Consider the following 23,293-nt stretch of genomic DNA (forward strand, 5'->3'; position numbering starts at 1 on the left):
GCCGGATCAGGGCCCCGACCCTGATCCGCCGGCCTCGGCCCCGGGCGGGTCCTCATGCCTCCGGCGGGGAGAACACCACCATCACCTTCAGGTCCTCACTGATGTGGTGGAACTTGTGCGGCACCCCCGCCGGGACGTAGACGACACTGCCGCGCGCGACCATCGTCGTCTCCTCCCCGACCGTGATCGAGGCCCTCCCGCTCACCACGAAGTACACCTCGTCCTGCCGGTGCGGCTGCTGTGGGTCGCTCTGCCCCGCGTCGAGCGCGTACAGCCCGACCGACATGTTCCGCTCACGCAGGAACTGCAGATAGGCGCCTTCGTTGGCGGCCCGCTCCGCTTCGAGCTCGTCCAGCCGGAACGCTTTCATCGTCCTTGTGCCCCTTGTGCTCCGTCGTTCCCGGGTATCCGCTGATCTGCGGATGTCCCCCCGGGATCTTCTCTGCCACGATCAGACACATGACGAATTTCGTAGTCAAGACGCTCGCCAACGCGGCCGCCCTGGCCGTTGCCATCTGGCTGCTCGCCGGCATCACCCTCGACGACGGCAGCAGCCTGGGCCGCCGGACGCTGACGCTGCTCCTGGTCGCGCTGGTCTTCGGCCTGGTCAACTTCATAGTCAAGCCCATGGTGAAGCTGCTCTCGCTGCCGCTGTTCATCCTCACCCTGGGCCTGTTCACCCTCGTCGTGAACGCCCTGATGCTGATGCTGACCTCCTGGCTGGCCAAGCAGCTCGACCTCAGCTTCCACGTCGACGGTTTCTGGACCGCCGTCCTGGGCGGCCTGATCATCTCCATCGTCAGCTGGGCCGTGAACATGGTCCTGCCCGACAAGAACTGAACGGGCCTCCCATGTACCGCGTGTGCTTCGTCTGCACGGGCAACATCTGCCGCTCGCCCATGGCCGAGTCCGTCTTCCGCGCCCGCGTCGCCGAAGCCGGACTCGACTCCCTGGTCGAGACGGACAGCGCCGGGACCGGCGGCTGGCACGAGGGCCACCCGGCCGACCCGCGCACCGTGTCCGTCCTGGAGGCCGCCGGGTACGAGCAGGACCACCGGGCCCGGCAGTTCCGGTCCTCCTGGTTCGCCGGTCTCGACCTCGTCATAGCCCTCGACGCCGGGCACCTGCGGGACCTCCGGATGCTCGCGCCCACGCCGGAGGACGCCGCCAAGGTCCGCCTTCTGCGGTCCTTCGACCCGGCGGCCACCGCCGCGGAAGGCGACGTACCCGACCCCTACTACGGATCGCTCGACGGGTTCGAGGAGTGCCTGGAGCTGGTCGAGGCGGCAACCCCCGGACTCCTGGACGCCGTACGCGAGGCCCTGGCCCTGAAGGAGCACAGCGCGTGAACGACCATCCGCACACCGACGGAACCGCGGCGGCCCGGCTCGGCGACGGCACCCTCGCCGTCCGCGCCGGGCTGCCCGCACCCGTCAAGAACGAACCGACCCTGCCCGGACCGGCCTTCGCCGCCCACTTCCACCTGCCCGGCGACGTCGAGGGCCCGTACACCTACGGCCGCGACACCAACCCCACATGGACCCTGCTGGAGCAGGCGATCGGGGAACTGGAAGCCCCCGGCCAGGACGTGCACACCGTGGTCTTCGCCTCCGGCATGGCCGCGGTCTCCGCCGTACTCCTCTCCCAGGCCCGCCACGGCGACACCGTCGTCCTGCCCGACGACGGCTACCAGGCACTGCCGCTGCTGCGCGAGCAGCTGGAGGCGTACGGAATCCACGTGCGCACCGCTCCGACCGCCGACGAGGCCCAACTCACCGTCCTCGACGGGGCCCGGCTGCTGTGGATCGAGACCCCCTCCAACCCGGGCCTCGACGTCTGCGACGTAAGCCGCCTGGTGGACGCCGCACACGCCGGCGGAACCCTGGTCGCCGTCGACAACACCCTGGCGACCCCGCTCGGGCAGCGGCCCCTGGAACTCGGCGCGGACTTCTCCGTCGCCAGCGGCACCAAGGGGCTCACCGGCCACGGCGACCTGCTGCTCGGGTACGTCGTCTGCCGGGACGCCGCACTCGCCGCCCTCGTCCGCCGCTGGCGGAAGATCGTCGGCGCGATCCCGGGCCCCATGGAGGCCTGGCTCGCCCACCGTTCCCTCGCCACCATCCAGCTGCGCGCCGAGCGCCAGTGGGCCAACGCGCTGGCCGTCGCCGGGGCCCTGACCGGCCGCGCCGAGGTCACCGGGCTGCGCTACCCGGGCCTGGCCACGGACCCCTCCCACAAGACGGCAGCCCGCCAGATGCGCGGCTTCGGCTCGGTCGTCTCCTTCACCCTGCCCGACCGCGCGCACGCGGAACGGTTCATGAGCGCTCTACACCTGGTCGAGGACGCCACGAGCTTCGGCTCGGTACGGTCCACCGCCGAACGGCGCGGACGGTGGGGCGGCGACGCCGTCCCAGAGGGGTTCATCCGCTTCTCCGCCGGCGCCGAAGACACCGAAGACCTGGTCGCGGACGTCCTGCGGGCCCTCGAATCGGCCGGTGGCGGCAGCTGAAAGGACCGTGGAAAGCGGTCCGAGCCTCCCCCCTCATGGCTCGGACCGCCGCGGGTCCATCGCGGGAGAAACACCGTCGAGAACCACCCGACAAGGCTAATTGACTCTGCGTCAGAGTCCAATCACGGTAGCGACAGGGGCCTATCCGCAGATTTATGGTTGAAGGCCCCCACCGAGAGGTCGAGGTGCCGCCATGGACCTGACTCTGCTGCGCACCTTCGTCGCCGTCCACCGGGCCGGGTCCTTCACCCGCGCCGCCGCCCTCCTCGGACTGTCCCAACCCGCCGTCACCTCCCAGATCCGCACCCTCGAACGCCAGCTGGGACGCCCCCTCTTCCACCGCCGCGCCCGCGGCGTCACCCCCACCGCCGTGGGCGACGAACTCGCCCACAAGGCCGCCCCGCACCTCGACGCCCTCCTGCGGATCACCGAGACCGAGCGCGAGTCCGCCGGAGCGTTACGCACCCTCCACGTCGCCGGACCCCCCGAATTCCTGGGCCTGCGGGTCCTGCCCGCCCTCGCGCCTCTGGTCGGCCAGGGCCACACCCTGCGCGCCACCCTGCACCCCGGCGCCGAGGAGGCCCTCGACGGCCTCGCCGCCGGCCACCACGACCTCGTCGCCACCACCGCCCGCCCGCGCGGCGGCCTCTTCACCGCCACCGCCCTGTGCGACGAGGAGCACGTCCTGGTCGCCGCGCCCTACTGGGCCGCCCTCGTCGACCGGGACCGGCTGCGCGAGGAAGGCCCCGCCGCGCTCGACGGCATCCCGCTCGTCGAGGTCCACGAGAGCCTGCCCCTCGCCACCCGCTACTGGGCCGCCGTCTTCGAGGTACCGCCCGCCTCCGCCGCCACCGTGGTCGCACCCGACCTGCGCGCCGTACTGGAATGCGTACAGGCCGGCGCCGGACTCGCCGTCATCCCCCGCTACCTGTGCCAGGACGCCCTCGACAGCGGCCGGATCGTCGCCCTGTCGGAGCCCGCGGTCCCACCGCTGCGCACCTGGTTCCTCGTCGTACGGGCCGGCAGCCTCGCCCTCGCCCATCTCGCACGGGCCCACGAACTGCTGCTGCGCGCCGCCGCGCACTGGTGAGCTCCCGTTCGAGACGCCTGGCGCGTTTCAGAAGCGGAGTCGTGGGCCACTCTTCTCCCATGACCGAACGTCCCGTGGTCAAACGCACCGCCCGCGCGATCCTGCTCGACGGTGACGACCTGATCCTCATCAAGCGCACCAAGCCCGGCGTCGATCCCTACTGGCTCACCCCCGGCGGGGGAGTGGAGTCCTCGGACACCACCGTCGTCGACGCCCTCCACCGAGAGGTCCACGAGGAACTCGGCGCGAAGATCACCGATGTGGTGCCCTGCTTCGTCGACACCGTCGAGCACATCGCCGACGGGGGAGTCACCGGCGTGAAGGTGCAGCACTTCTTCGTCTGCCACCTCGAATCGATGGACCCGACCCAACGGCACGGACCCGAGGTCGACCAGCCCGAGGGCGAGTACGAGATCGTCCGCGTGCCCTTCAGCCGCGTCGGCATCGCCGCCGTCCACCTCGTCCCGCTGTCCCTGCGCCACTACCTCGACGGCAACATCGAGGGGGTCCGCGCCATGCACGCTCCCGACCTGGGCTGAACCGGGGCCCGGCACCGGCGGGACGCGCCCGCCGGTGTCAGCCCGCGACGCCCGCGAGCTCCTCCACGGCGTCGTGCCGGATCCGCTCGTCGGGGATCCCGATCCGCCTGAGCTCGTCCACCCCGTTGCGGATCATCGCGGGCGGCCCCGAGATGTACGCGTCGTACGAACTCCACGGCCCGTGCTCGCCGACCGCCTGCGGCAGCTGCCCGGCCAGACCGTCGCCGACCACCGGGCGCACCGACAGCCACGGATGCGTGCGCTGCAACCCCAGCAGGGTGTCCTTGTCGTAGAGGTCGTGGTCGCTGCGCGCCCCGTAGAACACCTCCACCGGCCGCCGCTCCCCGTGCTCGGCCACGTCCTCGATCAGCGCCTTGATCGGGGCGATGCCGGTGCCGCCGCCCAGGCACAGCATCCCGTTGTCCGTGGTGTGGTCCACGATCATCGACCCGGCCGGCGGCCCCAGTCGCAGCACGTCCCCCGGGCGGGCATGGCGCACCAGCGCGTTGGAGACCCAGCCCGCCGGAACGGCCTTGACGTGGAAGGACAGCAGCCCGTCGGCGCGCGGCGCCGAGGCGAAGGAGTAGTGCCGCCACACCCGCGGCCACCACGGGGTCTCCAGGCTCGTGTACTGGCCGGCGAGGAAGGGGTACGGCTGGTCGGGACGGACCGTCAGCACCGCGATGTCCGGGGTGCGCAGATCGTGCGAGACCACCTCCGCGTGCCACCACGCCGGCGCCTTCGCCTCGTCCTGCGCCGCCGCGTCGATCATGATCTGGGAGATCGCGGTGTACGCGCGCACCCAGGCGGCCTCCGTCTCCGGCCCCCACGTCTCCTGCGCGTACCGGGCCAGCGCCCCGATCAGGGCCTCGCCCACCGCAGGGTAGTGCCCGGCCATGGTGCCGTACTTGCGGTGGCCCGTGCCCAGCCGGCGCAGGTAGGGGGCGAGCACAGCCGGATTGTCGATGTGCTCGGCGGCGGTGAGCAGCGCCTTCAGCAGCCGGTCCCGCTGCACGTCCATCGCTGCGGGGAACATGCCCCGGACCTCCGGGTGCCCGGTGAACACCAGTGCATAGAAGTACGAGGTCACCCGGTCGGCCACGGGCGCGATCTCCGCGAGGGTCCGGCGGATCAGCACGGCGTCGGGTGAGGCCTCGGGCGCCGCGCCCTCACCGGGTATCCGGGCCGTTCCCCGTCTGGCCGATCTGGTGGGCGGAGCGTCCATGCGGTGCCTCGCTTCGGGCATCTCGGTCGGGTATGCACGCGCCACGGCCTGTGAATCCGTGGTTCCGGGCTTCACAGCGTGCCAGCCGACTCAGAGGCCTGCGGGGAAATGCGGAAAATCCGCGTTTCGAACCCACTTTCCCCTTAAGATGCCTCAACTCCCGGGCGTGCCACCCCTACGAGCTGATATGCCTCTCGAAGGTCCCTGCCCTCGTACACATGGGTCGCGCGCTCCGCCAGATACGGCCGGGCGTTGACCGCCACCGAGACCGGCACCGCCTCGAAGAGCTTCACGTCGGTCGACGAATCCCCGTACGCGACACAGTCGCCCCGCCGCACCCCGAACCGCTCGCACAGCCGGTCCGCCACCGTGACCTTCCCCTCCGGCGTCAGAATCCCGGCCGCCTCCACGGGCCGGGTGAACGGCACCTCCGGGAAGACCGAGCCGTGCGCCGCATGCGCACCCCACTCCAGGAGCAGCTCCACGAAGAAGGACGGAGACAGCGAGATCACCGCGCAGTAGTCCCCGCGCTCCCGGATCTCCCGCCACACGTCCCGGATGCCCGCCAGCCAGGGCGACCCCTCGAACGCCGCCCGGACGTGCGCGGGCGTCAGGTCCGCCCAGAGCGCGTGGGCCCCCACCGAGAACTCGTGCGGACCGATCTCACCCGCACCGAAGGACCGCTCCAGCTCGGCGATCTCGGCACCCACGCCAAGCTGACGGGAGATCTCGACCGGCGCCGCCGAGCCGTACATCAGCGTCCCGTCGAGGTCGAAGAGGTGCAGGAGGGTCATAACCGTCGAGGCTAGCCGCCCGTGATGTTTCACGTGAAACATCGACCTGTTTCGGGCCGATGTTTCACGTGAAACATCGCCCTGGTTCAGCCTCCAAATCCCCTGGACGACTCCCGGCCGGTGATCCACTCTGGGCCGGTGACACCACCACACATCACCGATCTGCCGATCCGGGCGCTGACCGTGGACGATCTCCACCGCTGCGCCGACCTGTCAGAGGACCGCGGCTGGCCCCGCGAAGACCACAAGTGGGGACTGCTCCTCGCCGCCGGAAACGGCTACGGCATGGACGCCCCGGACGGCCGGGGGCTCGCGGCCGCATGCATCGTCACCCCGTACGGCCAGGGCCACAGCGGACCGGAGCTCGCCGCCATCGGGATGGTACTGGTCGCCGACCGCTACGCCCGCCAGGGCCTGGGCCGCCGCCTGATGCGGCACGTCTGTGACGACGCCCTCAAGGGCGTCCCCCTCACCCTGCACGCCACCCCCTACGGCCGGCCCCTCTACGAAGAACTCGGCTTCCACACCACGGGCAGCGCCGAGATGCTGAAGGGCACCTTCCGGCCCGGTCCCGCAGAGCCCGCGCGGAGCTCCGCTTCGGTCCGCCCGGCCACCGGCGAGGACATCCCGCGCATTCTCCGCCTGGACTCCGAAGTCTTCGGCACCGACCGGACCCACATGATCACGAGACTTCCCGCCTTCGCGGACCGGGTACTCGTCGCCGAGGACGCCCACGGCGACCTCACCGGCTACGCGGCGATCTGGCCGAACATGGAGACCCACGTCATCGGCCCGCTCATCGCCCGCGACACCGCCGACGCCCGGGCACTCGTCACCGCCCTCGCGGCCTCGACCGACCGGCCGCTGCGCACCGACGTCGACGTACGCCACCAGGAGCTGATCGGCTGGCTCAAGGACCGCGGCCTCGGTTCCGTCGGCCTCAACGCCGTCATGACCCGGGGCCTCCCCGGCCTGCCCGGCGACTGGACGCGCCGCTGGGCACCGCTGACCGTGGCCGCGGGCTGAGAGAGGACACCCCCATGACCGACACATCCGAGCTCACCATCCGCCCCGCCGTCGAGGCCGATCTGCCCGACATCGTCGCGATGCTCGCCGACGACCCGCTCGGCGCCACCCGCGAATCCCCGGACGACCTCACCCCGTACCGCACGGCCCTGAAGCGCCTGGCCGACGACCCGAACCAGCACCTGGTCGTCGCCGTCCGCGCGGACCGGGTCGTCGGCACCCTCCAGCTGACGATCGTCCCCGGCCTCTCCCGCAAGGGATCCACCCGCTCCATCATCGAAGGCGTCCGCGTCCACGCCGACGAGCGCGGCAGCGGCCTGGGCACCCGCTTCATCGAATGGGCCGTCGAGAAGTCCCGCGCGGAGAACTGCGACCTCGTCCAGCTCACCTCGGACGCGACCCGCACCGACGCCCACCGTTTCTACGAGCGGCTCGGCTTCGCCGCCTCCCACGTCGGATTCAAACTGCAGCTCTGACAGGGCACACCGGCAGGCCGGGCCGCACTGTCCGCGGCCCGGCCTACGATCGGGAGGATGAGCCCGAGCCTCCCCCTCGTCACGACTGCCGAGCGCCGCCACCGGCTCGGCCGACGCCACCGGCTGGCCCCCTCGGCCCGCGCCGCCACGGTCGCCCAGGCGGCCGACGCCGTGGTCGCCCTGCACGCCACCGACGCCGCGACCCTCTTCCTCTCCGCCCGCGCCCGGCTGGCCGAGAGCGGACCCGACACCATCGAGCGGGCGCTGTACGAGGACGTCAGCCTCGTGCGGCTGCTCAGCATGCGCAACACGCTCTTCGCCGTCTCCACCCAGCTCGCCCCGCACGTGGACTCCTCCACCGCCCGCGGAATCGCCGTCAAGGAGCGCCGCACCCTCCTCAAGCACCTCGACGAGGACGGACAGGGCCTCGACTCCGACTGGCTGGCCCGGGCCGAGGCCGCCGCCCTCGACGCACTCGACGCCGGCGGCCCCTGCACCGGCAGCCAGCTGTCCGCGGCCGTGCCCGCCCTGCGCCAGAAGATCACCATCAGCCGCGGCAAGAAGTACGAGGCCGAGCAGGGTGTCGCCACCCGGGTCATCCGCCTGCTCGCCGCCGACGGCCGGATCCGCCGCGACCGCCCGCGCGGATCCTGGACCTCGAGCCAGTACCGCTGGGTCCACACCGAGCCGTGGCCCGCCGTACCGGCCGCCGAGGCCCGCGCCGAGATCGCCCAGCGCTGGCTGTACGCCTACGGCCCGGCCACCGAGGCCGACCTCAAGTGGTGGACCGGCTGGACCCTCACCGACGTCCGCAAGGCACTGGCCGCCGTCGGCCCCGAGCAGGTCCGCCTCGACGACGGCAGCACCGCGCTCGTCGGCCCCGGCGACACCGCGCCCGAACCGGCCGGCGAGCCCTGGGCCGCCCTGCTGCCCGCCCTCGACCCGAGCGGCATGGGCTGGGCCGACCGCGGCTTCCACCTCGATCCCGCCCACAAGAGCGCCCTCTTCGACTACGCCGGCAACATCGGCCCCACCGTGTGGTGGAACGGGGAGGTCATCGGCGGCTGGGCCCAGCGCGCCGACGGCGAGATCGTCTGGCGGCTCCTGGGCAGCCCCGGCCCCGCCGCCGAGAAGGCGGTCACCGCCGAGGCCGCCCGGCTCGCCGCATGGGTGGGGGAGGCCCGCATCACCCCGCGCTTCCGCACTCCGCTGGAGCGCGAACTCGTCGCCTGAGCGGAGCCGTCAGCCGATGCCCCGCCAGCCCTGCGGGTCCACCCCGCCGGGCACCGGGGCCTCGGCGTCGTACGGCTCCCGCGTGAACACGAAGGACGCCAGATCGAGGTGGCTCACCGAGCCGTCCTCGCGGCGCACCGCCCGCAGCGTCTCACCCGCGTAGTAGCCGGACAGTCCCGTCCAGCTGCCGTCCGCCTCGGCCCGGAACCGCGCCGAACGGCCGGCCCCGCCCACCGGCCCCAACTCCAGCGACCCGTCCGCCTTCAGCCGCACCGCCTGCGCCGACGTCCCCCAGTACCAGGGGCCGCACAGTTCCAGCGCCACCTGATCGGCCTCCGGGAACGGCCGCCACGGCTCCGGGATCCGCGGCTCGGCCTCCGCGACGATCCCCACGAGGTCCGCGGCCACCGTCAGCGCCGGCACGCCCGAGGTGCAGTTCGCGAGCACCACCGCCGCCACGTCGTCCGCCTCGCTCAGCAACAGCCCCGCGACGAACCCGGGCAGCGATCCGCTGTGGCCCGCCAGCCGCCGCCCGCCGTCGGCCACCAGCTGCACGCCCAGTCCGTAGCCGAGCTCGGCGATACCCGGCTCCGGCGGAGCAGCGGCCGTGCGCATCTCGCGTACGGACTCCGCACCCAGCACCCGCTCGTCCCCGCGCAGCAGGAAGTCCGCGAACCGCGCCAAGTCCCTGGTCGTGGACCACAGCTGACCGGCCGGCGCCATCAGCCCCAGGTCCTCCAGCGGCTCCGGCATCATCACGTCCGCCCAGGGATGCACCGCCCAGCCGCCCGCGTGCGGCGCCCGCGGCCGCCCGCTCGTCCGGCTGAGCCCGAGCGGCTCCAGCACCTCGGCCCGCAGCACCTCTTCCCACGGCTTGCCCCGCACCGCCTCGACGAGCGAACCCAGCAGCGTGTAACCGGGGTTGGAATAGTGGTGCCGGCGTCCGGGCACGTGCACGAACGGCTCGGCACCGAGTACGTCGGCCAGTTCGGGCCGCAGGTCACCGGGCGTGCGCTCCCACCACGGGCCGGGCGTCTCGGCCGCCAGCCCACCGGTGTGCGCCAGCAGTTGGGCGATCGTCACCTCGCCTGCCCCGGTCCCCGGCAGGTGCTGCTCCAGCCGGTCCGCGAGCGTGAGCAGCCCCTCGTCGCGCAGGCGCAGCACCAGAACGGCCGTGAAGGTCTTGCTGATCGACCCGATCCGGTACTGGACGTCGCCGTCCGGCCCGTGCCCCTCCACACAGGTCCGGGAACCCTCCCAGACCACCTCCCCGCCCCGCACGACGGCGGCCACGACGGACGGCGCCCGCCCCTCGCTCTGCGCGACGGCGAGCCGGTGCCTCAGCGCGCGCCGGGTGGCGGGGAGAAGTTCCAGGTCCTCAGAGAGCTCATCCATGATCGGATGCTACGTGTTGGCCATGTCCACGAACCGCGAATAGTGGCCCTGGAAGGCCACGGTGATAGTGGCCGTGGGGCCGTTGCGGTGCTTCGCCACGATCAGGTCGGCCTCGCCCGCGCGCGGGGACTCCTTCTCGTACGCGTCCTCGCGGTGCAGCAGGATCACCATGTCGGCGTCCTGCTCGATGGAGCCCGATTCACGCAGGTCGGAGACCATCGGCTTCTTGTCGGTGCGCTGCTCGGGGCCACGGTTCAGCTGGGACAGCGCGATCACGGGGACCTCGAGCTCCTTCGCCAGCAGCTTGAGGTTTCGGGACATGTCCGAGACCTCCTGCTGGCGGCTCTCGGGACGGCGCGAACCACCCGACTGCATCAGCTGGAGGTAGTCGATGACCACGAGGGAGAGGTCGCTGCGCTGCTTGAGCCGACGGCACTTGGCCCGGATCTCCATCATCGACAGGTTGGGGGAGTCGTCGATGTACAGCGGGGCAGCGGAGACGTCCGGCATCCGGCGGGCCAGCCGGGTCCAGTCGTCGTCGGTCATCGTTCCCGAGCGCATGTGGTGCAGGGCCACCCGGGCCTCCGCCGAGAGCAGGCGCATCGCGATCTCGTTGCGCCCCATTTCGAGGGAGAAGATCACGCTGGGCAGGTTGGCCTTGATGGAGCAGGCGCGGGCGAAGTCCAGCGCGAGGGTGGACTTGCCCATGGCGGGACGGGCCGCGATGACGATCATCTGGCCGGGATGCAGACCGTTGGTGAGGGAGTCGAGGTCCGTGAAGCCGGTCGGGACGCCCGACATCTGGCCGCTGCGGGACCCGATCGCCTCGATCTCGTCGAGCGCGCCCTCCATGATGTCGCCGAGCGGCAGGTAGTCCTCGGAGGTCCGCTGCTCGGTGACGGCGTAGATCTCGGCCTGGGCGCTGTTGACGATCTCGTCGACGTCGCCGTCGGCCGCGTATCCCATCTGCGTGATCTTCGTACCGGCGGCGACCAGCCGGCGCAGCACAGCCCGCTCGTGGACGATCTCCGCGTAGTACTCGGCGTTCGCCGCCGTCGGCACGGACTGCACCAGCGTGTGCAGGTACGAGGCCCCGCCGACCTTGCTGATCTCGCCGCGCCGGGTCAGCTCGGCGCCGACGGTGATCGGGTCGGCCGGCTCGCCCTTGGCGTACAGGTCGAGGATGGCCTGGTAGATCGTCTCGTGGGAGGGCCGGTAGAAGTCGTGGCCCTTGATGACCTCGACAACGTCGGCGATGGCGTCCTTCGACAGCAGCATGCCGCCGAGCACCGACTGCTCGGCGTCGAGGTCCTGCGGGGGGACTCGCTCGAAGCCGCCACCGCCGCCACCGCCGCTGCCGCCGCCGTCCCAGGAGCCGCCCTCGCGGCCCCGGTCGTGCTGCTCGTCGCCGCGGCCGCGGCCCTCACTGTTACGGCGCGGACGGGCGGGCAGACGGTCACCCGGACCGCTGTCGGCCCAGGGGTCGTCCATGGGCTCGGGCATGCTCACCGGGCCGCCTCCTCCCGTCCGCAAAGCGGACCTCGCCGTGCCACTCTTTCTACGTCACGGCTCTGACATTTGGGGCACCCGAATCGGCTGTCGGCGAGTCGGGCAACGCACCACGGTAGGGCCGCGAGCGGCGTCAGCCAATCTTGTTATCCACAGGCTGTGTGGATGAGGTGTGGACGACGGCGCCAATGCTGTGGGTAAGTCCTCGGAAGCTGTGCACGGACCGGGGGACGACGCTGTGGACAAAATCACCTGCCCCACCCACACACACCACCTGACCTGCGAATTCTCCCTTGAACAGGATCCCGGCGGAAAAATCTTGGCCACTGTCTCAAGATCACCGCGAATGAGGCCGAACGAAGGCCCCGAACGACGCCAAGGTAAGGATCCAATGACCCTTGCATCTATTACCTGTGGAAGATTAGATTGAGCCCATGACACAGGCCCCCCCAGCACCGAAGAGCGCGCCGAGACAGCACGACCGCGAGATCTTCGCACTCGCCGTCCCCGCCTTCGGCGCACTCGTCGCCGAACCCCTCTTCGTACTGGCCGACAGCGCCATCGTGGGACACCTCGGCACACCCCAGCTGGCCGGCCTCGGCATCGCCGCCGCCCTGCTCACCACCGCGGTGAGCGTCTTCGTCTTCCTCGCCTACGCCACCACCGCGGCCGTCGCCCGCCGGGTCGGCGCCGGCGATCTCCCGGCTGCCATCCGGCAGGGCATGGACGGCATCTGGCTCGCCCTCCTGCTCGGCGTGGCCGTCATCGCCGTGGTCCTGCCCACGGCCCCCTGGCTCATCTCCCTCTTCGGAGCCTCCGACACCGTCGCCCCGTACGCGGTGACCTATCTGCGGATCTCCGCCCTCGGCATCCCGGCCATGCTCATGGTCCTCGCCGCCACCGGCGTCCTCCGCGGGCTCCAGGACACCCGCACCCCGCTCTACGTCGCCATCGGCGGCTTCACCCTCAACGCGGGCCTGAACGTCGCCCTCGTCTACGGCGCCGGGCTCGGCATCGCCGGCTCCGCCTGGGGCACGGTCATCGCCCAGTGCGCCATGGCCGCCGCCTACCTCGTCGTGGTCGTACGCGGGGCCCGCCGACACGGTGCGTCCCTGCGCCCCGACGCGGCGGGCATCCGCGCCTGTGCACAGGCCGGGGCACCGCTGCTCGTCCGCACGCTGTCCCTGCGCGCCATCCTGATCATCGCGACCGCGGTCGCCGCCCGGCTCAGCGACGCCGACATCGCCGCCCACCAGATCCTGCTCGCGCTGTGGAGCCTGCTCGCCTTCGCGCTGGACGCCATCGCCATCGCGGGACAGGCGATCATCGGCCGCTACCTGGGGGCGGGGGACACCGAGGGCGCCAAGGCCGTCTGCCGACGCATGGTGCAGTGGGGCATCGGATCGGGCATCGTGCTCGGTCTGCTGGTCGTCCTGGCCCGCCCCCTGCTGATCCCGCTGTTCACCACCGATCCGGCCGTCGAGAGCGCCATCCTGCCCGCCCTGCTGGTCGTGGCCGTCTCGCAGCCCGTCTGCGGCGTGGTCTTCGTCCTCGACGGCGTCCTGATGGGCGCGGGCGACGGCCCCTACCTGGCCTGGGCCATGCTGCTGACGCTCGCCGTGTTCACTCCGGCCGCCCTACTCGTCCCGGCCCTGGGCGGCGGCCTGACGGCCCTGTGGTGGGCCATGACGCTGATGATGCTGGTCCGCATGGCGACCCTCCAGCTGCGCGCCCGCTCGGGCCGCTGGCTGGTCGCGGGGGCCACCCGGTAGGCGATGTTTCACGTGAAACAACGGCGAAGGGCCGCACCCCAGCGGGGTGCGGCCCTTCGCGTTGCAGCCCTTAGGCGGCGACGACCTCGATGCCCACGTTCGCGGCCACGTCGGCGTGCAGACGCACGGAGACCTGGTACGAACCGAGGGTCTTGATCGGGGAGCCCAGCTCGACGCGGCGCTTGTCGACCTTCGGGCCACCCGAAGCCTCGATCGCCGTGGCGATGTCGGCCGGGGTCACGGAACCGAAGAGACGACCGGCGTCACCCGCGCGGGTGGCCAGACGGACCTTGACGCCCTCGAGCTTGGCCTTGACCTCGTTGGCCTGCTCGATGGTCGCGATCTCGTGGATCTTGCGGGCGCGGCGGATCTGCGCCACGTCCTTCTCGCCACCCTTGGTCCAGCGGATCGCGAAACCACGCGGGACCAGGTAGTTGCGAGCGTAACCGTCCTTGACGTCGACGACATCGCCGGCGGTGCCGAGGCCAGTGACCTCGTGGGTCAGGATGATCTTCATTAGTCGGTCACCCTTTCCTTATCGCGCGGTGGACGTGTAGGGCAGCAGCGCCATCTCACGGCTGTTCTTGACGGCCGTGGCGACGTCACGCTGGTGCTGCGTGCAGTTGCCGGTAACGCGGCGGGCACGGATCTTGCCGCGGTCGGAAATGAACTTCCGCAGCATGTTCGTGTCCTTGTAGTCCACGTACGCGGTCTTGTCCTTGCAGAACGCGCAGACCTTCTTCTTAGGCTTGCGCACAGGCGGCTTCGCCATTGTGTCTCTCCTGTGTGATCAAGAAGTGGGGTTGCGAGCTGCCCTAGAAGGGCGGCTCGTCCGAGTAGCCACCGCCGGAGTTGCCGGAGTTTCCGCCCCAGCCACCCCCGCCGCCGCCCTGCTGCTGGCCACCGGCCGGCGCGCTGGACGCCCACGGGTCGTCGGAGGGAGCTCCGCCGCCCTGCTGCTGGCCGCCACCGGGGGCTCCGCCCCAGTTGCCGCCGCCGCCACCCTGCTGCTGACCGCCGCCGCCGTAACCACCCTGGCCACCGCGACCGGTGGTCTTGGCGACCTTGGCCGTGGCGTTCTTCAGGCTGGGGCCGACTTCCTCGACGTCCAGTTCGTAGACCGTGCGCTTGACACCCTCACGGTCTTCGTACGACCGCTGCCTCAGCCGGCCCTGCACGATGACGCGCATGCCTCGCTGGAGGGACTCGGCGACGTTCTCCGCCGCCTGCCGCCACACCGAGCAGGTCAGGAACAGGCTCTCGCCGTCCTTCCACTCGTTGGTCTGACGGTCGAAGGTGCGGGGGGTGGACGCGACACGGAACTTCGCGACCGCCGCACCCGAGGGGGTGAAGCGCAGCTCGGGGTCGTCGACGAGATTGCCGACGACCGTGATGACGGTCTCGCCTGCCATGGATGAACCTCTCGGCGGGGATTGCTGCTGGGCTGCTGTGCTACTCGATCCCGATTACCGCTGAACCGAAGTTCAGTGGGTCTCGGGGCGAAGGACCTTGGTCCGGAGAACCGACTCGTTCAGGTTCAGCTGTCGGTCGAGCTCCTTGACGACCGCAGGCTCGGCCTGGAGGTCGATGACCGAGTAGATGCCCTCGGGCTTCTTCTTGATCTCGTAAGCGAGACGACGACGGCCCCAGGTGTCGACCTTCTCGACCTTTCCGTTGCCCTCACGGACGACGGAGAGGAAGTTCTCGATCAGCGGGGAGACAGCGCGCTCCTCGAGATCGGGGTCGAGGATGACCATCACTTCGTAGTGACGCATGTGGAACCCACCTCCTTTGGACTCAGCGGCCACGGTCGTTCCGTGGCAGGAGGGTCGTGATGCGTGCGCACGGCGTCTGAGACCAGACACCGCGCAGCTGTACAGACTACCTGCTCGACTCCTTCCGGTTGAAATCCGGCGCCGAGGGGACACAATCTGTATCCATCGGGTGTGCTCGGTGCTAAAGCCCCCGGCCCCTGCCGGAGGCGGCCCGCAGCACCGCTCTGCCAAGCCAGGAGGTGCCTTCCGATGGCACAGGCCATGCGACCCCAGTCCACGCCCCAGCCGATCTCCCTCTTCTCCACCGACGGCAAGCCCCACCCGCTCCAGGACACCCTGATGGCGGCCACCCTGGTCCTCGGAGCCGTGGCGTTCATCACGGCGTTCTTCCACGACCTGCACCTGCTCACCTCGTGGGCCGGGCTGATCGGAATCCTGACCGGCGCGTACGGACAGTTCGTCTCCGTCACGACACGCGAGCGCTTCGCACTGATCATCGGCCTTGGCGCGTCTGCCATCGGCTTCTTCCTCGGCATGTTCCACGGCGGCCTCTTCGGCGGCTGACCGGCTCGAGCGGGACACCCCTGCGACGGGGCGTCGGCCGAGCACCGGCCGGCGCCCGGCCCGTCCCCCAGATGGGTGGCGCCCCCGTCGCAGTAGGCTTCGCGCCATAGCCAGCGAAGCCGCCGGAGGAGACACCCCGCATGAGCCTGTCCCTGAGCACCATCAGCCGAGAGCAGCATCTGGCCTATCTCCAGAGCCTGCCTTCGGCTAGCCACTGCCAGGTCCCGGCATGGGCCGACGTCAAGAACGAGTGGCGCTCGGAGAACCTCGGCTGGTTCGACAAGTCCGGTGAACTCGTCGGCGCCGCACTCGTGTTGTACCGCCAGCTGCCCAAGGTGAAGCGGTACCTCGCGTACCTCCCCGAGGGCCCGGTCATCAACTGGTACGCCCCGAACCTGGAGGAGTGGCTCCAGCCGATGCTGGCCCACCTCAAGCAGCAGGGCGCCTTCACCGTGAAGATGGGCCCGCCCGTCGTCATCCGCCGCTGGAACGCCACCGCCATCAAGGCCGGCATCCAGGACCCCGAGGTCAAGCGGCTGCGCGACGTGGAGGCCTCGCACATCGAGCCCCGCGCCTTCGAGGTGTCCGACAAGCTGCGCCGCATGGGCTGGCAGCAGGCCGAGGACGGCGGCGCCGGCTTCGGCGACGTCCAGCCGCGCTACGTCTTCCAGGTGCCCCTGGCCAACCGCTCGCTGGACGATGTCCTCAAGGGCTTCAACCAGCTGTGGCGCCGCAACATCAAGAAGGCCGAGAAGGCCGGCGTCGAGGTCGTCCAGGGCGGCTACGACGACCTGCCGACCTGGCAGCACCTGTACGAGATCACGGCCGAGCGCGACAAGTTCCGCCCGCGCCCGCTCAGCTACTTCCAGCGCCAGTGGACGGCCCTCAACTCCGAGGACCCCAACCGGATGCGGCTGTACATCGCCAAGCACGAGGGGGAGCCGCTGGCCGCCGCCACGATGCTCACCGTCGGCCAGCACGTCTGGTACTCGTACGGCGCCTCCGCCAACCACAAGCGCGAGGTCCGGCCTTCGAACGCGATGCAGTGGCGCATGCTGCGCGACTCCTACGCGCTCGGCGCCAGCGTCTACGACCTGCGCGGCATTTCTGACACGCTGGACGAGAACGACCACCTGTTCGGGCTGATCCAGTTCAAGGTCGGCACGGGCGGCGAGGCCGTCGAGTACGTCGGCGAGTGGGACTTCCCGCTCAACAAGGTGCTGCACAAGGCGCTCGACATCTACATGTCGCGCCGCTGACTCCACCCCCACCCCACACGAGAGGTTCCGGACGGGCATGGCGCTCACGCTCTACGTCGACACCGCGCGCTGGCGTGCGCACCAGAAGCAGGTCCAGGACCAGTTCCCCGGAATGGTCCCGGTCTGCAAGGGCAACGGCTACGGCTTCGGCCACGAGCGGCTGTGCGAGGAGGCGACCCGGATGGGCGCCGACATCCTCGCCGTCGGCACCACGTACGAAGCCGCCAGCATCAAGGACTGGTTCGGCGGCGACCTGCTGGTCCTGACCCCGTTCCGGCGGGGCGAGGAGCCGGTGCCGCTGCCGGACCGGGTCATCCGCTCGGTGGCCTCGCTGGACGGCGTCCGCGGCCTGGTCGGCGCCCGGGTGGTCATCGAGTGCATGAGCTCGATGCGCCGCCACGGCATCTCCGAGCAGGACCTGGGCCAGCTGCACGCGGCCATCGAGGACGTCCGGCTGGAGGGCTTCGCCCTGCACCTGCCGCTGGACCGCCCGGACGGATCGGACGCGGTCGAAGAGGTCATCGGCTGGATGGACCGGCTGCGCGCGGCCCGGCTGCCGCTGCACACCATGTTCGTCAGCCACCTGCGGGCCGAGGAACTGGCCCGGCTGCAGCAGCAGTTCCCGCAGACCCGGTTCCGGGCCCGGATCGGCACCCGGCTGTGGCTGGGCGACCACGAGGCAACCGAGTACCGGGGTTCGGTGCTGGACGTCACCCGCGTCGCCAAGGGCGACCGCTTCGGCTACCGCCAGCAGAAGGCGGCCTCGGACGGCTGGCTGGTCGTGGTCGCCGGCGGTACCTCGCACGGAGTGGGCCTGGAGGCCCCCAAGGCACTGCACGGCGTGATGCCGCGCGCCAAGGGCGTCGCCCGGGCCGGTCTGGCCACCGTCAACCGGAACCTTTCGCCCTTCGTGTGGGCGGGCAAGCAGCGCTGGTTCGCGGAGCCGCCGCACATGCAGGTGTCGATCCTGTTCGTGCCCTCCGACACGTCCGAGCCGAAGGTCGGCGACGAGCTCGTGGCGCACCTGCGCCACACCACCACGCAGTTCGACCGGGTGCTCGACGCCTGAGCCGGGCCGGGGCCCGTGGGCCCCGGTCCGTCCCGCTCAGTCCTTGGGGCCCGTGCCCCAGTCGACCCGCTGTCCGTCCGAGGGCGCCGCGTACCGCGGCGCCCTCGCGGCGTCCGACAGCACGAACACGTCCTCGGCGCCGTCCAGGACGCCGCCCGAGGGGTCGTCCACGCCGTCCCGGCGTACAACGTCGCGCTCGGGCAGCAGGATGTCGCGGACCACGACGGCGCACAGGTACAGGGTGGCCAGCAGGTGGGCGGTGATCGCCAGCTGGTAGCCCTCCACGGGCAGTCCCTGGTGCTTGTCCCCGCTGGTGGTGTAGGCGAGGTAGAACCAGATCCCGAGGAAGTAGACGACCTCGCCGGCCTGCCAGATCAGGAAGTCCCGCCAGCGGGGGCGGGCCAGTGCGGCGAGCGGGATGAGCCACAGCACGTACTGGGGCGAGTAGACCTTGTTGGCCAGGATGAAGGCGGCGACGACGAGGAAGGCCAGCTGCGCGAAGCGGGGGCGCCTGGGGGCCGTCAGGGTCAGCAGCGCGATGGCCCCGCACATCAGCAGCGTCAGCCCGGTCGCGTACGTGTTGGCGCCGTCCAGGGGGTTGCCGGAGCGCTGGGAGATCAGCAGCCACACGGAGCCGAAGTCGATGGGCCGCTCCTGGCTGAAGCTGTAGAACTTCGACCAGCCGTCCCAGGCGAGCAGCATGACCGGCAGGTTGACCACGAGCCAGGCGCCGGCCGCACCGAGGGCCGCGGCGCAGAACTCCCGCCACTTCCCGGCCCGCCAGCAGAGCACGAAGAGCACTCCGAGGAGCAGGACGGGGTAGAGCTTGGCAGCGGTGGCCAAGCCGATGAGGACGCCGAAGAGCACCGACCGCCCGCGGGACCACATGAGCATCCCGGCGGCCGTCAGGGCGATGGCCAGCAGGTCCCAGTTGATCGTCGCGGTGAGGGCGAAGGCCGGCGCGAGGGCGAAGAGCAGGGCGTCCCAGGGACGGCGGCGGTGGGTGCGGGCCACGCACACCGCGATGACGGCGGCGCAGGCCATGAGCATGCCCGCGTTGACCATCCAGTACATCTGCTCGCGGTGCTGCATGGAGCCGGTGCCCGGGGTCAGCCAGGAGGCGACCTCCATGAAGAGCCCGGTGAGCACCGGGTACTCCAGGTACTCCATGTCGCCGGGGAGCCGGTCGAAGTAGGGCGTCAGGTTGTCGGCGAAGCCGCGTGCCGCGAAGAGGTGCGGGATGTCGGAGTAGCAGGCGTGGGTGTACTGCGAGCCCGCCCCCTGGAACCACGCCCAGTCGTAGCAGGGCAGCTTCTGCACCATGCCGAGCGCGAACATGCCGATGGCGAGCAGCGCCACGACCCGGACCGGGCCCATCCAGTGCCCGCCGAGCCGTGCGTAGCGGCCCAGCGGGCCGCCGATGAACTCACTGCCGGCTGCGGCGACCTCGTCCTGCCGGGTGGGCAGTACGGGAGGCTCCTCGTGCACCTTCGTCATGGGGGTCATCCTGCCGTACCGGGCCGGACATGGGGGAAGGCCGTCGCACAGGGTGCGACGGCCTTCCTCTGTTCACCTGCCGGGACGGGCGGGGCCCGTCACTCGGGCGCTGTGAGCGTTCCGGTGGTGGTGCCGCCCGGGCGGCCCGGCTTGCCGGTGCTCGTCGACGTCGGCGATCCGCTGGGTCCGCCGTCGGTGCCCCCGATGAGCCCGCCCGAGGTGCTTCCGGTGGGCGTGGGGTCCGGGTCGCAGTACAGCTCCCACGGCTTGCAGGGCTTGCCGCTCCTGGAGGGCGAGGGGCGGCCGGACGGCGTGTTCGACGGCTGCATCGACGGGGACGGCGACGGCGACGCGGGCGCCGACGGGGTGGGGGAGGGGGCCCCGGAGGCGTCCGCGGTGACCCCGTACTTCTCGGCCTCGGGGAACTTCGTCACCGGAGTGCCCTTGACCGCTTCGCTCATGTACTCGGTCCAGATCTCGGCCGGGATGTCACCACCGTGGATGGAGGGGATGTCGCCGACGCCCTTCATGGACTGGAGCGCCTTGTCCTTCGAGTTGGGGTCGCTGCGGAAGAGGACGACCGAAGTGGACAGCTCCGGGGTGTAGCCGACGAACCAGGCCGACTTGTTCTCGTCCGTGGTACCGGTCTTGCCCGCGGCGGGCCGGCCCAGCTTCTTGACCTTGGTGGCGGTGCCGTTCTGGACGACGTTCTCCAGGACCTTGGTGATGTTGTCCGCGACGGCGTTGTCCATGGCCCGCTGGGCCTTGGTCGGCTCGAAGCCGGACAGCGGCTCGCCGTCCTTCTCGACCTTGATCACGGAGAACGGCTCGTGGTGCGTGCCGGAGGCCGCGAAGGTGGCGTACGAGTCGGCCATGCGGATGGCGCTGGGGGTGGAGGTGCCGAGCGCGAAGGAGGCGTCGTTGTCCTTGGCCATCGAATCCGGGAGCAGGCCCGTGGACTCGGCCACCTTGCGGACCTTGTCGTGGCCGACGTCGAAGACGAGCTGGGCGAACGGGACGTTGATGGACTTCTCCATCGCCTCGTTGAGGGTCACGTACCCGTAGGGGGTGGGGCTCTCGTTCTTCTGCTTGAACGGGGTGCCGTCCAGGCCGCGCAGCGGCCTGCCCTCACGGTTGTTGATCACGGTGAGGTCGTTGGCCTGGTACTTGCTGTCGGCGGAGATGCCCTTGCCGTTGGAGTTCTGGGTGCCGTACTGCATCGCGGCCGCGAGCACGTACGGCTTCCAGGTCGAGCCGACCGGCACACCGGTGGTGTTGGCGTTGTTGCTGAAGTACTTCTGGTCCCAGCCCGGACCGCCGTAGAGGGCCACGAGCGCCCCGGTCTTGGCGTTCACGGAAGCCGCGCCGAACTGGACGAAGGTGTCGGTGTCGGGGCGCTTCTTCTCGTCGATGAACCCGTTGCGGGTGTCCTCGACGGCCTTGGCCAGTGCGTCGACCTTCGACTTCTCGAAGGTGGTCGTGATCTCGTAGCCGCCCAGGGCCATCTGCTCGGCTGTGATGTTCTTGGTCTTCATCACGTACGCCTTGGCGGTGTCGACCAGGTAGCCGATCTGGCCGGTCATGCCGCGGGCCTGCTCCGACTCGACGCGGGCGGGGAAGTCCTTGTCGGTGTACTTCGCCCGCTCGGCCTTGTCCATCCGGCCCACCTCGACCTCGCGGTCCAGGACCCAGGCCCAGCGCTTCCGGGCGCGCTGCTCGTTGAGCTGGGGGGTGGCGGCCGCGCCGATGCCGCCGTCCGGGTTGTACAGGTTGGGGCCCTTGAGCACCGAGGCCAGGAAGGCGCACTCGGACGCGTTCAGGTCCTTGCTGTCCTTGCCGAAGTAGGCGCGGGCGGCGGCCTGGATGCCGTAGGCGTCCCGTCCGTAGTAGGCGGTGTTGAGGTAGCCGGCGAGGACGGTGTCCTTCTCCTCGGTGGTGCCCAGCTTTATCGCGATGAAGAGCTCGGTGACCTTGCGCTTGATCGTCTGGTCCGAGTCCAGGTACATGTTCTTCACGTACTGCTGCGTGATGGTCGAGCCGCCCTGGGTGGAGCCGCCCGTGGCCATGTTCCACACCGCGCGGGCGACGCCCATCGGGTCGACGCCCTTGTCCGTCTCGAAGGACTCGTTCTCCGCGGCGATCACCGCGTCCCTCATGGGCCGGGGGATGCTGGAGATCGGCACGATCTGCCGGTTCATCGAACCGCCGGTGGCCACCATCTGGGTGCCGTCGGACCAGTTGAAGACGTTGTTCTGCGCCTTGGCCGCCTTGTTCGGGTCAGGCGTGTCCACCATGGCGATGCCGATGCCTGCACCCGCGGTGATGATCGCGAAGCAGCCCAGGGCCGTACCGCCGACGAGCTTCCAGGACGGCAGGAAGCGCTTCCAGCCCTCCCGGTCCGACCGCGGGTAGTTGATCAGCCGCTTGTCGGGGAGGCCGCTGCCGCGCGCCGCCTTCGCGGCGCCCCTGCCCCGGCCACCGCCGGATCCTCTCTGGCCTGCCCGGCGCGCCTCCGACCGGCTGCCGTGCACGGAGGGTTCCGTATAGGGGCCGCTGGGTGACGCCGCGGGGACGTCACGTCCCGTCCCGGCGCCCCTGCCGGGGCGCTGCTGGGCGGCCCGACGGGCCGCGGCCCGCCCACCACTCTGGGGCTGCGACGGTTTGCGGCGGTGCTCGCTCATCGAACGACTACTCCTCGGGCAGGCGAGTGGCCTGGACGCGGCAGATGAATTCCGGTTCCCCCGGTGTCATGGCGCACAGACTACGCACGCTCAAAACCTGACCAGTGCCGAAGTTCACCCCAAAACAGGCAACTCGCCTCGTACGAATTGGTGATGTGATGCCGGTCACTACGCCACCACTTGTCGACTGAGTCGGCCCGTTCTATCGTCTGGATGTATCGAGCCGATACATCAGCTCGGTATAAAGACACAGGGTCGGAGGAGAGGCAGGCGGATGAGCAGGCGCTCAGGCATCCTCGAATTCGCCGTCCTCGGCCTGCTCCGCGAATCCCCCATGCACGGCTACGAGCTGCGCAAGCGGCTCAACACCTCGCTTGGGGTGTTCAGGGCCTTCAGCTACGGGACGCTGTACCCCTGCCTCAAGACGCTGGTCGCCAACGGCTGGTTGATCGAAGAGCCGGGCAACGCCCCGGAAGACGCGCTCGCCGCTTCACTCGCAGGGCGCCGCGCCAAGATCGTCTATCGGTTGACGGCCGCGGGGAAGGAGCACTTCGAAGAGCTCCTCTCCCACACCGGCCCCGACACCTGGGAGGACGAGTCCTTCGCCGCCCGCTTCGCCTTCTTCGGCCAGACCGAACGAGACGTGCGCATGCGGGTACTGGAGGGCCGCCGCAGCCGGCTGGAGGAGCGCCTGGAGAAGATGCGCGCCTCCCTGGCCCGCACCCGGGAGCGCCTGGACGACTACACGCTCGAGCTGCAGCGGCACGGCATGGAGTCCGTGGAGCGCGAAGTGCGCTGGCTGAACGAGCTCATCGAGAGCGAGCGGGCGGGACGGGATCGCAGACGACCCGGTCCGTCCGACGAAACTGAAAAATGAGGT

At 70.5% G+C, this 23,293-nt stretch carries 24 protein-coding genes; 13 read left to right on the forward strand and 11 right to left on the reverse strand.

Translation table 11 applies throughout. The features are described 5' to 3' along the window. Positions 1-52: 52 nt before the first annotated feature. Complete coding sequence (locus tag AB0O21_RS00245) at positions 53-370, reverse strand: cupin domain-containing protein (RefSeq protein ID WP_365164304.1); 318 nt, start codon at positions 368-370, stop codon at positions 53-55. Between the two features lie 89 nt (positions 371-459). On the opposite strand from AB0O21_RS00245, the gene AB0O21_RS00250 reads away from it, so the two are divergent. The 5 genes from AB0O21_RS00250 (at position 460) to AB0O21_RS00270 (ending at position 4,138) form a co-directional block, all read left to right on the forward strand. Beyond that, positions 460-840 carry a phage holin family protein gene (locus AB0O21_RS00250; protein ID WP_365164306.1) on the forward strand — a complete coding sequence of 127 codons (381 nt, stop codon included), beginning with the start codon at positions 460-462 and terminating at the stop codon, positions 838-840. A gap of 11 nt (positions 841-851) precedes the next feature. Beyond that, on the forward strand, positions 852-1,349 hold the full coding sequence (locus tag AB0O21_RS00255; RefSeq protein ID WP_365164308.1) for a low molecular weight protein-tyrosine-phosphatase: 498 nt from the start codon (positions 852-854) through the stop codon (positions 1,347-1,349). Beyond that, positions 1,346-2,509 carry a cystathionine gamma-lyase gene (locus AB0O21_RS00260; protein WP_365164311.1) on the forward strand — a complete coding sequence of 388 codons (1,164 nt, stop codon included), beginning with the start codon at positions 1,346-1,348 and terminating at the stop codon, positions 2,507-2,509. The genes AB0O21_RS00255 and AB0O21_RS00260 overlap by 4 nt, the downstream gene beginning before the upstream one ends. A gap of 193 nt (positions 2,510-2,702) precedes the next feature. Then, complete coding sequence (locus AB0O21_RS00265; protein ID WP_365164314.1) at positions 2,703-3,599, forward strand: LysR family transcriptional regulator; 897 nt, start codon at positions 2,703-2,705, stop codon at positions 3,597-3,599. A gap of 59 nt (positions 3,600-3,658) precedes the next feature. Beyond that, positions 3,659-4,138, forward strand: a complete 480-nt coding sequence (locus tag AB0O21_RS00270) for an NUDIX hydrolase (protein WP_365164316.1) — start codon at positions 3,659-3,661, stop codon at positions 4,136-4,138. A gap of 37 nt (positions 4,139-4,175) precedes the next feature. Here the strand turns inward: AB0O21_RS00270 and AB0O21_RS00275 are convergent, their stop codons facing one another. Then, complete coding sequence (locus AB0O21_RS00275) at positions 4,176-5,363, reverse strand: globin domain-containing protein (protein WP_365164319.1); 1,188 nt, start codon at positions 5,361-5,363, stop codon at positions 4,176-4,178. A 143-nt stretch (positions 5,364-5,506) separates the two neighbouring features. Continuing rightward, entirely contained in the window at positions 5,507-6,157 is a 651-nt protein-coding gene (locus AB0O21_RS00280) for an HAD-IB family phosphatase (RefSeq protein ID WP_365164322.1), read from the reverse strand. 138 nt (positions 6,158-6,295) lie between these two features. On the opposite strand from AB0O21_RS00280, the gene AB0O21_RS00285 reads away from it, so the two are divergent. From AB0O21_RS00285 to AB0O21_RS00295, 3 genes are read left to right on the forward strand one after another with little or no spacing between them, the layout of a single operon-like run. Then, positions 6,296-7,183 (forward strand): GNAT family N-acetyltransferase, encoded by an 888-nt coding sequence (locus AB0O21_RS00285; RefSeq protein WP_365164325.1) that lies wholly within the window; start codon positions 6,296-6,298, stop codon positions 7,181-7,183. A 14-nt stretch (positions 7,184-7,197) separates the two neighbouring features. After that, the gene (locus tag AB0O21_RS00290) at positions 7,198-7,659 is read left to right on the forward strand and encodes a GNAT family N-acetyltransferase (protein WP_365164327.1); all 462 of its coding nucleotides are present in this window, start codon (positions 7,198-7,200) and stop codon (positions 7,657-7,659) included. A gap of 57 nt (positions 7,660-7,716) precedes the next feature. Next, positions 7,717-8,892 carry a winged helix DNA-binding domain-containing protein gene (locus AB0O21_RS00295; RefSeq protein WP_365164330.1) on the forward strand — a complete coding sequence of 392 codons (1,176 nt, stop codon included), beginning with the start codon at positions 7,717-7,719 and terminating at the stop codon, positions 8,890-8,892. A 9-nt stretch (positions 8,893-8,901) separates the two neighbouring features. On the opposite strand, the gene AB0O21_RS00300 is transcribed toward AB0O21_RS00295, so the two are convergent. Together AB0O21_RS00300 and dnaB are read right to left on the reverse strand one after the other, a co-directional pair. Next, on the reverse strand, positions 8,902-10,287 hold the full coding sequence (locus AB0O21_RS00300; RefSeq protein ID WP_365164332.1) for a serine hydrolase domain-containing protein: 1,386 nt from the start codon (positions 10,285-10,287) through the stop codon (positions 8,902-8,904). 9 nt (positions 10,288-10,296) lie between these two features. Continuing rightward, the gene (dnaB, locus tag AB0O21_RS00305; RefSeq protein WP_365165390.1) at positions 10,297-11,778 is read right to left on the reverse strand and encodes a replicative DNA helicase; all 1,482 of its coding nucleotides are present in this window, start codon (positions 11,776-11,778) and stop codon (positions 10,297-10,299) included. A gap of 452 nt (positions 11,779-12,230) precedes the next feature. Here dnaB and AB0O21_RS00310 point away from each other — a divergent pair, with 452 nt between their 5' ends. Next, positions 12,231-13,568: an MATE family efflux transporter gene (locus AB0O21_RS00310; protein WP_365164334.1), complete on the forward strand. Its 1,338-nt coding sequence runs from the start codon at positions 12,231-12,233 to the stop codon at positions 13,566-13,568. Positions 13,569-13,638: 70 nt separating this feature from the next. Here AB0O21_RS00310 and rplI read toward each other — a convergent pair whose 3' ends face one another. The 4 genes from rplI to rpsF all read right to left on the reverse strand — a co-directional run bounded on the left by rplI (position 13,639) and on the right by rpsF (position 15,343). After that, on the reverse strand, positions 13,639-14,085 hold the full coding sequence (gene rplI / locus AB0O21_RS00315) for a 50S ribosomal protein L9 (protein ID WP_365164337.1): 447 nt from the start codon (positions 14,083-14,085) through the stop codon (positions 13,639-13,641). An 18-nt stretch (positions 14,086-14,103) separates the two neighbouring features. Then, positions 14,104-14,340, reverse strand: a complete 237-nt coding sequence (gene rpsR / locus AB0O21_RS00320) for a 30S ribosomal protein S18 (protein ID WP_005315025.1) — start codon at positions 14,338-14,340, stop codon at positions 14,104-14,106. A 43-nt stretch (positions 14,341-14,383) separates the two neighbouring features. Then, positions 14,384-14,980: a single-stranded DNA-binding protein gene (locus AB0O21_RS00325; RefSeq protein WP_365164339.1), complete on the reverse strand. Its 597-nt coding sequence runs from the start codon at positions 14,978-14,980 to the stop codon at positions 14,384-14,386. A gap of 72 nt (positions 14,981-15,052) precedes the next feature. Further along, positions 15,053-15,343, reverse strand: coding sequence for a 30S ribosomal protein S6 (rpsF, locus tag AB0O21_RS00330; RefSeq protein ID WP_015034882.1), 291 nt, complete (start codon positions 15,341-15,343; stop codon positions 15,053-15,055). A 249-nt stretch (positions 15,344-15,592) separates the two neighbouring features. Between rpsF and AB0O21_RS00335 the strand changes: the two genes are divergently transcribed. The 3 genes from AB0O21_RS00335 to AB0O21_RS00345 all read left to right on the forward strand — a co-directional run bounded on the left by AB0O21_RS00335 (position 15,593) and on the right by AB0O21_RS00345 (position 18,235). Then, complete coding sequence (locus AB0O21_RS00335; RefSeq protein ID WP_365164341.1) at positions 15,593-15,907, forward strand: hypothetical protein; 315 nt, start codon at positions 15,593-15,595, stop codon at positions 15,905-15,907. Between the two features lie 140 nt (positions 15,908-16,047). Then, complete coding sequence (locus tag AB0O21_RS00340) at positions 16,048-17,166, forward strand: peptidoglycan bridge formation glycyltransferase FemA/FemB family protein (protein ID WP_365164343.1); 1,119 nt, start codon at positions 16,048-16,050, stop codon at positions 17,164-17,166. 37 nt (positions 17,167-17,203) lie between these two features. Beyond that, positions 17,204-18,235, forward strand: coding sequence for an alanine racemase (locus tag AB0O21_RS00345; RefSeq protein WP_365164345.1), 1,032 nt, complete (start codon positions 17,204-17,206; stop codon positions 18,233-18,235). A 36-nt stretch (positions 18,236-18,271) separates the two neighbouring features. On the opposite strand, the gene AB0O21_RS00350 is transcribed toward AB0O21_RS00345, so the two are convergent. Both AB0O21_RS00350 and AB0O21_RS00355 read right to left on the reverse strand, forming a co-directional pair. Further along, positions 18,272-19,732: a glycosyltransferase 87 family protein gene (locus AB0O21_RS00350; protein WP_365164347.1), complete on the reverse strand. Its 1,461-nt coding sequence runs from the start codon at positions 19,730-19,732 to the stop codon at positions 18,272-18,274. Between the two features lie 98 nt (positions 19,733-19,830). After that, positions 19,831-22,263, reverse strand: a complete 2,433-nt coding sequence (locus AB0O21_RS00355) for a transglycosylase domain-containing protein (protein ID WP_365164349.1) — start codon at positions 22,261-22,263, stop codon at positions 19,831-19,833. A 424-nt stretch (positions 22,264-22,687) separates the two neighbouring features. On the opposite strand from AB0O21_RS00355, the gene AB0O21_RS00360 reads away from it, so the two are divergent. Continuing rightward, positions 22,688-23,290 (forward strand): PadR family transcriptional regulator, encoded by a 603-nt coding sequence (locus AB0O21_RS00360; protein ID WP_069921079.1) that lies wholly within the window; start codon positions 22,688-22,690, stop codon positions 23,288-23,290. The last annotated feature ends 3 nt before the right edge of the window (positions 23,291-23,293 follow it).

It is taken from the genome of Streptomyces sp. NPDC091371 (genome assembly GCF_040684275.1).
GTDB lineage: Bacteria > Actinomycetota > Actinomycetes > Streptomycetales > Streptomycetaceae > Streptomyces.

Coding starts and splice junctions, on each gene's coding strand:
- AB0O21_RS00255 (WP_365164308.1), top strand. CDS start 852: ATGTACCGCGTGTGCTTCGTCTGCACGGGCAACATCTGCCGCTCGCCC.
- AB0O21_RS00345 (WP_365164345.1), top strand. CDS start 17,204: ATGGCGCTCACGCTCTACGTCGACACCGCGCGCTGGCGTGCGCACCAG.
- AB0O21_RS00300 (WP_365164332.1), bottom strand. CDS start 10,287: ATGGATGAGCTCTCTGAGGACCTGGAACTTCTCCCCGCCACCCGGCGC.
- AB0O21_RS00250 (WP_365164306.1), top strand. CDS start 460: ATGACGAATTTCGTAGTCAAGACGCTCGCCAACGCGGCCGCCCTGGCC.
- AB0O21_RS00310 (WP_365164334.1), top strand. CDS start 12,231: ATGACACAGGCCCCCCCAGCACCGAAGAGCGCGCCGAGACAGCACGAC.
- AB0O21_RS00290 (WP_365164327.1), top strand. CDS start 7,198: ATGACCGACACATCCGAGCTCACCATCCGCCCCGCCGTCGAGGCCGAT.
- rpsF (WP_015034882.1), bottom strand. CDS start 15,343: ATGCGTCACTACGAAGTGATGGTCATCCTCGACCCCGATCTCGAGGAG.
- AB0O21_RS00270 (WP_365164316.1), top strand. CDS start 3,659: ATGACCGAACGTCCCGTGGTCAAACGCACCGCCCGCGCGATCCTGCTC.
- dnaB (WP_365165390.1), bottom strand. CDS start 11,778: ATGGACGACCCCTGGGCCGACAGCGGTCCGGGTGACCGTCTGCCCGCC.
- AB0O21_RS00275 (WP_365164319.1), bottom strand. CDS start 5,363: ATGGACGCTCCGCCCACCAGATCGGCCAGACGGGGAACGGCCCGGATA.
- AB0O21_RS00335 (WP_365164341.1), top strand. CDS start 15,593: ATGGCACAGGCCATGCGACCCCAGTCCACGCCCCAGCCGATCTCCCTC.
- rpsR (WP_005315025.1), bottom strand. CDS start 14,340: ATGGCGAAGCCGCCTGTGCGCAAGCCTAAGAAGAAGGTCTGCGCGTTC.
- AB0O21_RS00280 (WP_365164322.1), bottom strand. CDS start 6,157: ATGACCCTCCTGCACCTCTTCGACCTCGACGGGACGCTGATGTACGGC.
- rplI (WP_365164337.1), bottom strand. CDS start 14,085: ATGAAGATCATCCTGACCCACGAGGTCACTGGCCTCGGCACCGCCGGC.
- AB0O21_RS00340 (WP_365164343.1), top strand. CDS start 16,048: ATGAGCCTGTCCCTGAGCACCATCAGCCGAGAGCAGCATCTGGCCTAT.
- AB0O21_RS00245 (WP_365164304.1), bottom strand. CDS start 370: ATGAAAGCGTTCCGGCTGGACGAGCTCGAAGCGGAGCGGGCCGCCAAC.
- AB0O21_RS00295 (WP_365164330.1), top strand. CDS start 7,717: ATGAGCCCGAGCCTCCCCCTCGTCACGACTGCCGAGCGCCGCCACCGG.
- AB0O21_RS00325 (WP_365164339.1), bottom strand. CDS start 14,980: ATGGCAGGCGAGACCGTCATCACGGTCGTCGGCAATCTCGTCGACGAC.
- AB0O21_RS00360 (WP_069921079.1), top strand. CDS start 22,688: ATGAGCAGGCGCTCAGGCATCCTCGAATTCGCCGTCCTCGGCCTGCTC.
- AB0O21_RS00350 (WP_365164347.1), bottom strand. CDS start 19,732: ATGACGAAGGTGCACGAGGAGCCTCCCGTACTGCCCACCCGGCAGGAC.
- AB0O21_RS00265 (WP_365164314.1), top strand. CDS start 2,703: ATGGACCTGACTCTGCTGCGCACCTTCGTCGCCGTCCACCGGGCCGGG.